Source organism: Streptomyces sp. V3I7 (assembly GCF_030817495.1).
In the GTDB taxonomy this organism is placed as follows: domain Bacteria; phylum Actinomycetota; class Actinomycetes; order Streptomycetales; family Streptomycetaceae; genus Streptomyces.
The window spans coordinates 3,893,925-3,907,110 of record NZ_JAUSZK010000001.1 but is presented as its reverse complement, the minus strand read 5'-3'; the positions used below and the strand labels follow the sequence as shown (position 1 = coordinate 3,907,110).

Below are 13,186 nucleotides of genomic sequence, written 5' to 3'. Positions count from 1 at the left end.
GGTGCCCCTATCTCTTTGGTCAAGGTCGTGGGTCAGGATTGCGGCATGGCGACCTGGTTCCGCACCTACTACGAGGACGAAGATCTGTGGCTGTATTTCGAGGCCGATGACGAGGGCTGGGCCGCGCGGCAGGTTGAGGTCCGGGGGCAGGACTCGCGTCCGGTGACGGCGGCCTCGTTGGAAGAGGTGCTGCACTTGCGTGATCATGCCGATCTCGCGGCGATGTTCCGCTATGAACGGCAGTACGGCGTTCTCGCCGAAGGTCCCATGGACGGCTGGCAGGACCAGCCGCAGGCGGCCGAGATCACCGTGGAGGAGTTCGAGCGGTTGTGGACTGAAGCACGGCGGGCTCTCGGCGATTCAGCCTGACCTGGCGGGTTGGGGTTCGTAGAAAGTTCCGTCGCGGAGCATCGCGAAGAGGACGTCTGCCCGTCGTCTGGCGAGGCAGAGCAGGGCCTGGGTGTGGTGCTTGCCCTGGGCGATCTTCTTGTCGTAGTAGGCCCGTGATGCCGGGTCGCCCAGGGCTGCGAACGCGGAGAGGAAGAAGGCCCTCTTGAGCTGCTTGTTTCCTCTCCTGGAGGGCTGTTCGCCGCGGATCGAGGACCCGGAACTGCGGGTTGCCGGGGCGAGACCTGCGTAGGCGGCGAGGTGGCCGGCGGTCGGGAAGGTGCTGCCGTCACCGACCTCGATCAGGATCCTGGCTCCGGTCCTGACGCCGATTCCCGGCATGGACGTCAGGACCTTCGAAAGAGGGTGGGCCTCCAGGAGTTCCTCGATCCGCCCGGCCAGGAGTTTGCGCTGGTCAAGGACTGCGGTCAGGGATCCGGCCAGGCTCGGGACGATCAGCGCGGCTGCCTCGGTGCCCGGAACGGTGACGGTCTGCTCGTCCAACGCGGTGAAGATGTCCTCGACCAGTCGCTCGGCCATCCGCGGGGCCTTCGGCCGTAACAGCGTGACCAGCCGCCGCCGTCCGGCCTTGCGGATCTGGGCCGGTGAACCGAACCGCTCCAGCAAGGCCAGCACCGCAGGGTGCTGCAACCGCGGCCCCAGCACCCGTTCCAGTGACGGATGGATCTGCGTCAGCAGGCCGTGCAACCGGTTCGCGACCCTGGTGGCCTCTCCGGCCAGATCGTCGTCGAAGCCCACGATCATCTCCAGCTCGGCGATCGTCTCGTCCTCGCCGTCGATGGCTCGCAGCGTGTGAGGCATCGCGCGGGCCGCGTCCGCGATGATGAACGCGTCCTTCGCGTCCGTCTTCGCCTCACCCGGGTAGAGGTCGGCGATCCGCCGCATCGTCAACCCGGGCAGATAGGCGACCAGACAGCCCAAGTCTCGTGCGACTGCCAGCGGCAGGGCGCCGATCGAGGCCGGCTGGTCGACGACGACCAGCACCGTTCCGTGCTTGGCCTTCAACTTGGCGAACAGTTCGCGGAGCTTGGGTTCGGTGTTGGGCAGTCGCTTGTCGAACGCCTTCTTCCCGGCTGGTGTGACGGCGGTGGCGTGGTGTTCGCCCTTGCCGACGTCCAGGCCGAGGAAGACGTCGATGTCGCCGGTGTCGATCACGTGCAGGCCCCTCCATCACGCTTTCGTCCGGCCTGCCTCGGCACCGAGCTGCCACATCCACGTTACGGAGAGCTCTTCCGGCTCGGGTGAAGCCGGTGCTCAAGCCCCTCATCAGCGGTCCGTCGATGCCTCCGGACCCGGTGACACCACCCCCCGGATCATCAACAACAGGAGGGGGAAGTCATGCCGGACCCGAAGGCCGGAGGCCCCATAGCGGAGCCACCAAAAAGGTAACGGGGGGGGCCGCTCTGCGCCGGGGGGGGGCTCTGCGGGGCGCGCTCTCTGCGGGGAGGCCGCTCTGCGCGGGGGGGGGCGCTGCGAGGTGGGGACCCGCCCTGCGAGGTCGGGGGGCCGCCCAGCGAGGTCGGGGGGCCGCCCAGCGAGGTTGGGGGCCCACCCAGCGAGGTTGGGGGCCCACCCAGCGGGGGCCGGAGATCCGGCCTGTGGGGGCCCGGCGGCGCTTCCGGAGGCACGCAAGGTTAGCGAGGGCCACGGCGGCAGGGGAGGTCGCGGGCGGCAGGGGAAGCGCACAAGGACCGCAGCGGTGCAGGGGGCGCAGGACCCAGGAGCCGCAGGGGCGCGAGGCCCAGGCCCAGGCCCAGGCCCACAGCGATGCAAGCAACGCGGGGCCCGAGAGCCGCAGGGGTGCAGGGGGCGCAGCCCCCGCCGGGGTTCGGGGCGGAGCCCCGGGGCGGGACTTCTCTGCCCACCGAGACGGGTGGGCGGGTGGGCAACCCCCAGGCCCCACCGGGCGGAAAGGGGCCCCCTCCGGGGTCCGGGGCGGAGCCCCGGGGGTGTGGGGGACCTCCCTACCCACCGAGACGGGTGGGTGGGTGGGCTACCCCGCCCGATGAACCACCGCGTCACACAACGCCAGCAACGCCGACTTCGCCCCACACTCCGGCAACGGAGCCAACGCAGCCCGCGCGTCCTCGACGTACCGCACCGTGTCCCGCCGCGCCTGCTCCAACGCCGGGTGCACCCGAAGCGCGGCCAGCGCCTCCGCGAGCCGGTCGTCGTCGGACAGGTCGGAGTCGAGGAGCTCGCAGAGCGCGATGTCCTCCGGCTCCCCCAACCGCGCCGCCCGCTCACGCAGCCGCAGCACCGGCAGGGTCGGAATCCCCTCGCGCAGATCCGTCCCCGGCGTCTTCCCGGAGTCGCGCGACTCGGACGCGATGTCGAGTACGTCGTCCGCCAGCTGGAAGGCGACGCCCAGCCGCTCGCCGTACTGCGTGAGGACGTCCATGACCGACTCGTCCGCACCGGACATCATCGCGCCGAACCGGCACGACACCGCCACCAGCGAACCCGTCTTGCCGCTCAGCACGTCCAGGTAGTGCTCGACCGGGTCCCGGCCGTCCGACGGCCCCGCCGTCTCCTGGATCTGCCCGGTGACCAGCCGTTCGAACGACAGGGACTGCAGCCGTACCGCCTCGGGACCGAGCTCGCCGAGCATCTGCGTGGCACGGGCGAACAGGAAGTCACCGGTGAGGACCGCGACGGAGTTGCTCCAGCGGGTGTTGGCGCTGTCCACGCCACGCCGCACCGACGCCTCGTCCATCACGTCGTCGTGGTACAGCGTCGCGAGATGGGTCAGTTCCACGACCACCGCCGACGGCACGACACCCGGCGCGTACGGGTCACCGAACTGCGCCGCGAGCATCACGAGCAGCGGCCGGAAGCGCTTTCCACCTGCCAGCACCAGGTGTCGCGCTGCCTCTGTTATGAACGCGACCTCGCTCTTGGTCGCCTCCAGCAGACCTTCCTCGACAGCCGTCAATCCGGCCTGGATATCGGCTTCCAAGGCCTCGTCCCGCACGCTCAGCCCGAACGTCCCGACGACGGTCACGGAGGATCTCCTGTCTGCAGGTGCCTGCTGGCGCTTTTACGGCTTGTCCGAACTGCTGGCGATTACGCGCTTTGTCGATTGGTCGCAGCCATCACACAAGTCAGCGTATCTGGTCAGGTTTCGATCACCGATATCACCCACCCACCCCCACCCCCGACTTCACCCGAGCGGGAGGTACCCCCACCGCCCGAGCCCTACCGGATCACGACCGCTATGTCCTTGATGGTTCGAAATGAACCGATATTCAACGACCCAACGGGATGCACCCCGCTTCGCCACCCCACCCGCCCGCCTGGCGCACTCCTTACCCGACGACACCCCCACCACACCCCACCCGCCCCTGCCAGCGTGACGAACGTCTCCCGCCACCCGCGCACCCACGTGACACCTTCCGCCAGAGAGGCGACCCCTGCCCCATTCCATACCCCTCTGTCCGATTTGCCGCTCTTGCTATTCCAATTCCCCTTATCCCCTTTAGTGAGACATAAGGTCCACTGCCGTCGCCCGTGAATTGGGTCACCCGCACGACATGAGTGCATATGCACGACACTTCGGACACCGACCCTCATCCCCCTTGTCGTGCACGGCAGTTGAGCTTCCCCGCCCCAAAAGGATCAAGAACCCCATAACCCTCGCACCAAGGTCATTTCGGACGAGAAGTGATTCGGGCACTTGTTCCGGACATGTGCTCTCGCATAACTTCCCGGCCTGTCGGGCGGACGCCTAATCCTGCCGCCGCCCTTCGTGACCCATCGACACATCGACGAACTCGCGTACGGCAGGAGCGGGGGACCCAGATCAGTCGCCGGACCGGACGGCCCATGCCGCACCGGTACGGCTCGGGGTGAAGTCGTGCCGCCTGACGGCGGCGCGGCCGGGCACCTCCCCGCCCGAACCCGACAGCTCACCTCGCAGGCGCCGGAGAGGAAGTCCGCCATGTCCGCTGCCCAGCAGCACCGCCGTACCCGCACCAACCGCATCGCCCGCGCCGCCGCCGTGGCCGGCACCGGCGCCGCCGTGCTCGCCGTCTCGCTGATCGGCGCCACCGGCGCCTCCGCGGCCACGCCCACCCAGGCCAAGACGGCCGCCGCGGCCACCGTCTACCCCAACAACCTCGACGGCTGGATCCGCGAGTCGCTCCACGTGATGGCCCAGAAGGGCATCCCGGGCACCTACAACGGCATCTACCGCAACATCATCCGCGAGTCCTCGGGCAACCCGAACGCCATCAACCTGTGGGACTCCAACGCCGCGAAGGGCATCCCGTCCAAGGGCCTGCTCCAGGTGATCAACCCGACGTTCAACACGTACCACGTGTCCGGTACGTCCTGGAACATCTACGACCCGGTCGCGAACATCACCGCCGCGTGCAACTACGCCGCCGCGCGCTACGGCACGATAGACAACGTCTTCGGCGCGTACTGACGGGTCGACACCCCCTGAGCCCCCGCGATGCCGGCCCGACCGACCGGGCCGGCGTCGTCAGCTCCGGGGAAAGCTCCAGGGAAACAGTCTTTCGAGGACGACGGCGATGCCGTCGTCCTCGTTCGACGTGGTGACCTCGTCGGCCACCGCCTTGAGTTCCGGATGGGCGTTGGCCATCGCCACCCCGTGGGCCGCCCAGGCGAACATGGGGAGGTCGTTGGGCATGTCCCCGAAGGCGACGGCGTGTCCGGCGCTCAGCCCCAGATGGCCGGCGGCGAGCGCCAGCCCGGTCGCCTTGGTGACCCCGCAGGGCTGGAGCTCCACCGTGCCGGGCCCCGACATGGTGACCGTCGCCAGCGAGCCCACGACCGCGCGCGCCGTCGCCGCCAACTCGTCGTCGGACAGCGTGTGATGGCGCAGCAGCACCTTGCTGATCGGCTCGCACCACAGGTCGTCGCGCCGCTGGACCCGTACCGCGGGCAGCGTCGGGTGCGGCATCAGATAGCCGGGCTCGATGAGCGTGAGCCCGTCCACCCCGTCCTGGTCGACTGCGGCGTACACCTGCCCGACCTCGGCCTCGATCTTGCCGAGCGCGGTCTCGGCCAGTTCCCGGTCCAGGGTGACCGACCACAGCAGGCGTTCGGCAGCGGCGTCGTACACCTGCGCGCCCTGGCCGCACACCGCGAGCCCGGTGCAGCCGAGGGCGTCGAGCAGCGGCCGCACGCGCGGCGCCGGGCGTCCCGTCACCACGAGGTGGCGGGCGCCGGCCGCCGCCACCCGCGCCAGCGCGGCGAGGGTGCGGTCGGAGATGGTGTCGTCGCCACGCAGGAGCGTTCCGTCCAGGTCCGTGGCGACGAGTGAATATGCGGGGGGTGCGGCCATGATCAGAGAATACGGACATCGCGCCCCCACGACTCATCGTGCAGCTCACCGCCCTTTCGGACAGCGGTTCTTGCCCTCCTCCCCTCCCCAAGTCGCCCCTGAGCGGCGCCTGATGGCGATGCGGTACGGCGTCGAGGCGGCGGACTGAAGCCCCTCAGCCGTGCGCCGCCGCGAGGTGTTTCGCCAGGCGCGGCGAGGCGAACTCCGTACCGCAGACGAACCGCATCACCGGGCCGTAGGACGCCGCGGCGGGCAGGCCGGTGACGTACAGGCCGGGCACCGAAGAGACATAGCCGCCGCCGAGCTTCGCCACGAGAACCACCACCACGCAGGCGGTGGGGACGAGCACGGTGGGGCGCCCGATGCGGCGCCCGATACGCAGCAGACCCTCGACCAGGCGCCCGGGGTCCTCCGCCCCGCTCGTCGGCCAGACGAAGGCCCGCTGCAGATAACGGGACGCGGCCGCCGGCGTGTAACGGTCCTCCGTGATCGCGTACACGGGGACGCCCAGGCGGCCCAGGCTGCGGATCGCGCCGACACCACCATGGTGCAGCGGATAGTCGCCGAACTTCACGATCAGGGCCGGCACTTCACGGTCGGCCTCGAACGGCACGCTGACGGCGCTCCTGGCCACGGGTCCCCCCACGTGTCCCCCCTACGACCGGACCCACCCCGCCCGTTTCCCCCAAAGGACGCTAAGCCGGAATTGAACCCTCCGACAATACCTATTCGGACATTGCGAACTCTTTAGACACTGCCCAAGACACACGACGCCCCCGTAACGTGTGCCGCGACTACCTGGAACGTCGGTCCCTGCACGGCACGGCCGAGAGTTGAGAGTGAGGCAGCACCCCATGCCCCTGCCCCCCTTCGACATCCCCGAGGGTGATCCCTTCGGGCCGCACAACCTCCCCTACGGCGTCTTCTCGCCGTCCGGCAGCCAGGAGCGGACGGTCGGCGTCCGGCTCGGCGATCATGTGCTCGACGCGGGCGCGGCGGCCCGCGCGCTCGGCTCGCCGCACGCCGGTCTGCTCGCCCGCCCGAGCCTCGACGCGCTGCTCGCGGCGGGCCGTCCGGTCTGGTCGGACGTCCGGCGCGCCATGAGGGAGTGGGTGACGACGCCCGAGCACCAGGAGGCCCTCGCCCCCTGCTTCCACCCCCTGTCCACGGTGACCCTGCACCTGCCCTTCCAGGTCGCCGACTACGTCGACTTCTACTCCTCGGAGCACCACGCCCGGAACGTGGGCCAGATCTTCCGCCCGGACGCCGAGGACTCGCTCACCCCCAACTGGAAGCACCTGCCGATCGGTTACCACGGCCGCTCCGGCACCGTCGTGGTCTCCGGCACCGACGTCGTACGGCCCTCGGGACAGCGGAAGGCTCCCGCCGACGCCGCCCCCGTCTTCGGCCCGTCGATCCGGCTGGACATCGAGGCCGAGGTCGGCTTCGTGGTCGGCGTGCCCTCGGAGCTGGGCAGCCCGGTCCCGCTGGACGGCTTCCGGGAGCACGTCTTCGGCCTGTGCCTGCTGAACGACTGGTCCGCACGGGACATCCAGGCCTGGGAGTACGTCCCCCTCGGCCCGTTCCTCGGCAAGTCCTTCGCCACGTCGGTGTCAGCCTGGATCACCCCCCTGGAGGCGCTGGAGGAGGCGCGGGTGACGCCCCCAGAGCGGACGCATCCGCTGCTGCCGTATCTCGACGACTCCGGCGCCGGGCCCGGCGGGTACGACCTGCGGATCTCCGTCGCGATCAACGGCAAGGTGGTGGCGGAGCCGCCGTTCTCCACCATGTACTGGACCGCCGCCCAGCAGTTGGCCCAGATGACGGTGAACGGCGCCTCGCTGCGGACCGGCGACCTCTACGGGTCGGGGACGGTCAGCGGCCCCTCCGAGAACCAGCGCGGCTCCCTGCTGGAGCTCACCTGGAACGGCCGGGACCCCCTCGAACTCCCCGAAGGCAAGCGGACGTTCCTGGAGGACGGAGACGTCGTCACACTCTCGGCCTGGGCGCCGGGCCCGGACGGCACCCGGATCGGACTGGGTGACGTCACGGGACGCGTCGTACCGGCCTGACGCCGTGGCCGCCGCCGGTCCGGCTCATATCCAGTCGTCCGGCTCCGGCTCCGTGTCCGGCCAGTCGCCGTCGGGCGCCCCGCCGCTCACGGGGTGCCCGTCCCGCTCCGGCGCGGAGCCCGCGGCGCCCGAGCCGTCCAGGGAGGACAGCACCGCGAGCACGCCCTCCCCGTACCGCGCGAGCTTCTTCTCGCCGACGCCGCCCACCGTGCCCAGCTCCGCCACCGACGCGGGCGCCGTGGTGACGATGTCCCGGAGCGTGGCGTCGTGGAAGATGACGTACGGCGGGACGCCCTGCTCGCGGGCCTGCTCCGCACGCCAGGCACGCAGTGCCTCGAAGGCGGGGAGCAGTTCCTCGGGCAGCTCGGCCGCGGCGGACTTGGACCGGCGCTTGCCCCGCCCGGACGCGGTGGACGCCGCTCCCGCGGTCGACGGCCGCTTGGGCTCCTTGCGCAGCGGCACCTCCCGCTCGCGCCGCAGCACCGCACCGCTCGCCTCGGTCAGCGCCAGCGTGCCGAACTCCCCCTCGACCGCGAGCAGTCCCTGGGCCAGCAACTGGCGGACCACACCCCGCCATTCGCTCTCGGCGAGCTCCTCGCCGATGCCGAAGACGGACAGCTGGTCGTGGTCGAACTGGATCACCTTGCCGGTGCGCCGGCCGAGCAGGATGTCCACGATCTGCGCGGCGCCGAACTTCTGCCCCCGCTCGCGCTGGAGCCGCACCACCGTCGACAGCACCTTCTGGGCCGCGACCGTGCCGTCCCAGGTCTCGGGCGGCGTCAGGCAGGTGTCGCAGTTTCCGCAGCCCGCCGGGTCCGGGGCCTGGCCGAAGTAGGCGAGCAGCTGGCCGCGCCGGCAGCGGGCCGTCTCGCACAGCGCGAGCATCGCGTCGAGGTGGGCGGAGGCCCGGCGGCGGAAGGTCTCGTCGCCGTCGCCGGACTGGATCATCTTGCGCTGCTGGACGACGTCGCCCAGTCCGTACGCCATCCAGGCGTTGGAGGGCAGTCCGTCCCGACCCGCCCGGCCCGTCTCCTGGTAGTAGCCCTCGATCGACTTGGGCAGGTCGACATGGGCGACGAAGCGGACGTCCGGCTTGTCGATGCCCATGCCGAAGGCGATCGTGGCGACCACGACCAGGCCCTCCTCCCGCAGGAACCGGGACTGGTGTCGCGCGCGCATGCCTGCGTCCAGACCCGCGTGGTACGGCACCGCCTCGATGCCGTTGCGGGTCAGGAACTCGGCGGTCCGCTCCACCGACTTCCGCGACAGGCAGTACACGATGCCGGCGTCGCCTTCGTGCTCCTGGCGCAGGAAGGACAGCAGCTGCTTCTTGGCGTCGTCCTTGGGGACGATCCGGTACTGGATGTTGGGCCGGTCGAAGCTCGCCACGAAGTGCCGGGCCGCCGGCATGTTCAGCCGGTGCGTGATCTCCTCGTGCGTCGCGTGCGTGGCCGTCGCCGTCAGGGCGAGCCGCGGGACGTCGGGCCAGCGCTCGCCCAGGACGGACAGGGTCAGGTAGTCAGGGCGGAAGTCGTGACCCCATTGGGACACGCAGTGCGCCTCGTCGATCGCGAAGAGGGCGATCTTGCCGCGGGACAGCAGGTCGAGGGTGGAGTCCAGCCGCAGCCGCTCCGGGGCCAGATAGAGCAGGTCCAGCTCACCGGCCAGGAACGCCGCCTCGACCGTGCGCCGCTCGTCGAAGTCCTGGGTGGAGTTCATGAACCCGGCGCGCACGCCGAGTGCCCGCAGCGCGTCCACCTGGTCCTGCATGAGCGCGATCAGCGGCGACACCACGATGCCCGTACCCGGCCGGACCAGCGACGGGATCTGGTAGCACAGCGACTTGCCGCCACCGGTCGGCATGAGGACGACGGCGTCGCCGCCGGCCACCACATGGTCGACGATCGCTTCCTGCTCGCCGCGGAAGGCCTCGTAGCCGAAGACCCGGTGAAGCGTGGTCAGCGCTTCACTCTCGGTCACCTCTGGCATATCCCTGATCACGCCCGTTCCGCGCATCGCTGTGCCCCCGTACGTCGCTCTTCGACCACTTCCTCAACGATAGGGGCCGCGACTGACACCCACGGAGTTATCCACAGGCCCGCCCCGCTTCCCGCACGCACCGCGGCCCGGCACCCGCGGACGGGTACCGGGCCGCTGCCGTACGCGCGGGCGCCGGATCAGCGCACGAAGACTCCCGCCTGATTCGCCAGGTCGAGGAAGTACTGGGGCGCCACACCGAGCACCAGCGTCACCGCCACACCCACGCCGATCGCCGCCATGGTCAGCGGGGACGGCACGGCGACCGTCGGGCCCTCCGGCTTGGGCTCGCTGAAGAACATGAGCACGATCACACGGATGTAGAAGAAGGCCGCGATGGCCGAGGCGATCACACCGACCACGACCAGCGGGGCCGCGCCGCCCTCCGCCGCCGCCTTGAACACGGCGAACTTCCCGGCGAAGCCGGAGGTGAGCGGGATGCCCGCGAAGGCCAGCAGGAAGACCGCGAACACGGCGGCCACCAGCGGGGAGCGGCGGCCGAGGCCGGCCCACTTGGACAGGTGCGTCGCCTCGCCGCCCGCATCGCGCACCAGCGTCACCACGGCGAACGCGCCGATCGTGACGAAGGAGTACGCGGCCAGGTAGAAGAGGACGGCGGACACACCGTCCCGCGAGGTCGCGATGACACCCGCGAGGATGAATCCCGCGTGCGCGATCGACGAGTACGCCAGCAGCCGCTTGATGTCGGTCTGGGTGATCGCGACGATCGCGCCGATCACCATGGTGACGATCGCCACGGCCCACATGACCGGCCGCCAGTCCCAGCGCAGGCCGGGCAGGACGACGTACAGCAGCCGGAGCAGGGCGCCGAACGCCGCCACCTTGGTCGCCGCCGCCATGAAGCCGGTCACCGGGGTCGGGGCGCCCTGGTAGACGTCGGGCGTCCACATGTGGAACGGCACCGCGCCCACCTTGAACAGCAGGCCCATGACGAGCATCGCGGCGCCGACGAGCAGCAGCGCGTCGTTGCCCATGGTGTTGGCCAGCGCCGGGTCGACGCCCGTGACCGTGCCGTCGACGACCTGCGCGATCGTCGCGTACGACACCGAGCCGGCGTACCCGTACAGCAGGGCGATGCCGAACAGCGTGAACGCGGAGGCGAACGCGCCGAGCAGGAAGTACTTGACCGCGGCCTCCTGCGACATCAGCCGCTTGCGGCGGGCCAGCGCGCACAGCAGGTACAGCGGCAGCGAGAAGACTTCCAGGGCGATGAACAGGGTCAGCAGGTCGTTCGCCGAGGGGAAGACCAGCATGCCGCCGACCGCGAACAGCAGCAGCGGGAAGACCTCGGTCGTGGTGAACCCGGCCTTCACGGCGGCCTTCTCGCCGTCGCTGCCCGGCACCGACGCGGCCTGCGCGGCGAACGAGTCGACCCGCTTGCCGTGCGCCGCCGGGTCCAGGCGCCGCTCACCGAAGGTGAACAGGGCGACCAGGCCGCCCAGCAGGATCGTGCCCTGGAGGAACAGCGACGGCCCATCGACGGCGATCGCGCCCATGGCGGCGATGTGCGCCTTGGTCGTGCCGTACCCGTCGGCCGCGAGCGCGACGACCGCCGCGAAGGCGGCGCAGAGCGCGACGGCGGAGACGAACATCTGCGCGTAGTAGCGCGCCTTGCGCGGCACGAACGCCTCGATGAGGACGCCGAGCACGGCCGCACCGATCACGATCAGCGTCGGCGACAATTGTCCGTATTCGATCTTCGGCGCGTCGATCTTCGAGATCGGGTCGGCCGCGGTTGTCCACAGGCTGTGGACAGCATGTGTGCTCACTTGGCCGCCTCCACCTCGGGCTTGGGGTCGGTCTGGTGTACGTCGGACATGGTCTGCTTGACCGATGGGGTGACGATGTCCGCGACGGGCTTCGGGTAGACACCCAGGAAGATCAGCAGGATCACGAGCGGCGCCACGACCAGCAGTTCGCGCGGCCGCAGATCGGGCATCGCGGAGAGCTGCGGCTTCACCGGGCCCGTCATCGTGCGCTGGTAGAGCACGAGGGTGTAGAGCGCGGCGAGGACGATGCCGAGGGTGGCGATGACGCCGATCACCGGGTAGCGCGTGAACGTGCCGACCAGGACCAGGAACTCACTCACGAACGGGGCGAGCCCCGGCAGCGAGAGGGTGGCGAGGCCGCCGATCAGGAACGTGCCGGCGAGCACCGGGGCGACCTTCTGCACACCGCCGTAGTCCGCCATGAGCCGCGAGCCGCGCCGGGAGATCAGGAAGCCGGCCACCAGCATCAACGCGGCCGTGGAAATACCGTGGTTGACCATGTAGAGCGTCGCGCCGGTCTGGCCCTGGCTGGTCATCGCGAAGATGCCCATGATGATGAAGCCGAAGTGCGAGATCGACGCGTACGCCACCAGCCGCTTGATGTCCCGCTGTCCGACCGCGAGCAGAGCACCGTAGATGATGCTGATGACGGCCAGGACGAGGATGACCGGCGTCGCCCACTTCGAGGCCTCCGGGAACAGCTGGAGGCAGAAGCGGAGCATCGCGAACGTGCCCACCTTGTCGACCACCGCCGTGATGAGGACGGCGACCGGAGCGGTGGCCTCCCCCATGGCGTTGGGCAGCCAGGTGTGCAGCGGCCACAGCGGCGCTTTCACCGCGAAGGCGAAGAAGAAGCCGAGGAACAGCAGGCGTTCGATGTCCGTGGACATGTGGAGCGTGCCGTTCGCGCGGGCCTGCGCGATCTCCTGGAGGCTGAAGTTCCCGGCGACCACGTACAGGCCGATCACCGCGGCCAGCATGACCAGACCGCCGGCCAGGTTGTAGAGGAGGAACTTCACCGCCGCGTACGACCGTTGCGTCGCCGCCGCCTCCTCGCCGTGCTCGTGGGCACGGTCCCCGAAGCCGCCGATGAGGAAGTACATCGGGATCAGCATGGCTTCGAAGAAGACGTAGAAGAGGAAGACGTCCGTGGCCTCGAAGGAGATGATCACCATCGCCTCGACGGCCAGGATCAGCGCGAAGAAGCCCTGCGTCGGACGCCAGCGGCGGCTGCCGGTCTCCATCGGATCGGCGTCGTGCCAGCCCGCGAGGACGATGAACGGGATCAGCAGGGCCGTCAGTGCGACGAGCACGGCCCCGATGCCGTCGACGCCCAGTTCGTAGCGGACCCCGAAGTCCTTGATCCAGGCGTGGGATTCGGTGAGCTGGTAGCGGGCGCCGTCCGGGTCGAAGCGGACCAGGACGACGATCGCGAGTGCGAGCGTGGCGAGCGAGACGAGCAGCGCCAGCCACTTGGCCGCGCTGCGCCGCGCGCCCGGTACGGCGGCCGTGGCGATCGCGCCGACGGCCGGGAGCACCGCCGTCGCTGTCAGCAGAGGAAAGGACAT

9 protein-coding genes, 2 pseudogenes and 1 riboswitch are annotated in these 13,186 nt (G+C 70.1%); of the genes and pseudogenes, 3 read left to right on the top strand and 8 right to left on the bottom strand.

Annotated features, from left to right (window positions below):
* Positions 1-45 precede the first annotated feature (45 nt).
* Entirely contained in the window at positions 46-369 is a 324-nt protein-coding gene (locus QFZ74_RS18295) for a hypothetical protein (protein ID WP_307619457.1), read from the top strand.
* Here QFZ74_RS18295 and QFZ74_RS18290 read toward each other — a convergent pair.
* Together QFZ74_RS18290 and QFZ74_RS18285 are read right to left on the bottom strand one after the other, a co-directional pair.
* Positions 361-1,563 carry an IS110 family transposase gene (locus tag QFZ74_RS18290; protein WP_373462344.1) on the bottom strand — a complete coding sequence of 401 codons (1,203 nt, stop codon included), beginning with the start codon at positions 1,561-1,563 and terminating at the stop codon, positions 361-363. The genes QFZ74_RS18295 and QFZ74_RS18290 overlap by 9 nt on opposite strands.
* An 838-nt stretch (positions 1,564-2,401) precedes the next feature.
* Positions 2,402-3,412 carry a polyprenyl synthetase family protein gene (locus QFZ74_RS18285; protein ID WP_307621890.1) on the bottom strand — a complete coding sequence of 337 codons (1,011 nt, stop codon included), beginning with the start codon at positions 3,410-3,412 and terminating at the stop codon, positions 2,402-2,404.
* Positions 3,413-4,163: 751 nt separating this feature from the next.
* A riboswitch (cyclic di-AMP (ydaO/yuaA leader) is annotated at positions 4,164-4,343 on the top strand.
* 5 nt (positions 4,344-4,348) lie between these two features.
* On the opposite strand from QFZ74_RS18285, the gene QFZ74_RS18280 reads away from it, so the two are divergent.
* Positions 4,349-4,837, top strand: coding sequence for a transglycosylase SLT domain-containing protein (locus QFZ74_RS18280; protein ID WP_307621889.1), 489 nt, complete (start codon positions 4,349-4,351; stop codon positions 4,835-4,837).
* A 57-nt stretch (positions 4,838-4,894) separates the two neighbouring features.
* Here the strand turns inward: QFZ74_RS18280 and QFZ74_RS18275 are convergent, their stop codons facing one another.
* From QFZ74_RS18275 to QFZ74_RS18265, 3 genes and pseudogenes are all read right to left on the bottom strand, one after another.
* Positions 4,895-5,719: an HAD family hydrolase gene (locus tag QFZ74_RS18275; RefSeq protein ID WP_307621888.1), complete on the bottom strand. Its 825-nt coding sequence runs from the start codon at positions 5,717-5,719 to the stop codon at positions 4,895-4,897.
* A 154-nt stretch (positions 5,720-5,873) separates the two neighbouring features.
* A pseudogene (locus tag QFZ74_RS18270) lies at positions 5,874-6,026 on the bottom strand (NAD(P)/FAD-dependent oxidoreductase); the annotation flags it as partial.
* Positions 6,024-6,332 (bottom strand): annotated as a pseudogene (locus QFZ74_RS18265) (ATP-grasp domain-containing protein); the annotation flags it as partial. The pseudogenes QFZ74_RS18265 and QFZ74_RS18270, both read right to left, overlap by 3 nt.
* Before the next feature lie 247 nt (positions 6,333-6,579).
* Here QFZ74_RS18265 and fahA point away from each other — a divergent pair.
* On the top strand, positions 6,580-7,791 hold the full coding sequence (gene fahA, locus QFZ74_RS18260; protein ID WP_307624191.1) for a fumarylacetoacetase: 1,212 nt from the start codon (positions 6,580-6,582) through the stop codon (positions 7,789-7,791).
* Between the two features lie 24 nt (positions 7,792-7,815).
* Here fahA and recQ read toward each other — a convergent pair whose 3' ends face one another.
* From recQ to QFZ74_RS18245, 3 genes are all read right to left on the bottom strand, one after another.
* Positions 7,816-9,807: a DNA helicase RecQ gene (gene recQ / locus QFZ74_RS18255; protein ID WP_307621887.1), complete on the bottom strand. Its 1,992-nt coding sequence runs from the start codon at positions 9,805-9,807 to the stop codon at positions 7,816-7,818.
* Positions 9,808-9,968: 161 nt separating this feature from the next.
* Positions 9,969-11,618, bottom strand: a complete 1,650-nt coding sequence (gene nuoN / locus QFZ74_RS18250) for an NADH-quinone oxidoreductase subunit NuoN (protein WP_307621886.1) — start codon at positions 11,616-11,618, stop codon at positions 9,969-9,971.
* Complete coding sequence (locus tag QFZ74_RS18245) at positions 11,615-13,186, bottom strand: NADH-quinone oxidoreductase subunit M (RefSeq protein WP_307621885.1); 1,572 nt, start codon at positions 13,184-13,186, stop codon at positions 11,615-11,617. Before QFZ74_RS18245 ends, nuoN begins: the two co-directional genes overlap by 4 nt.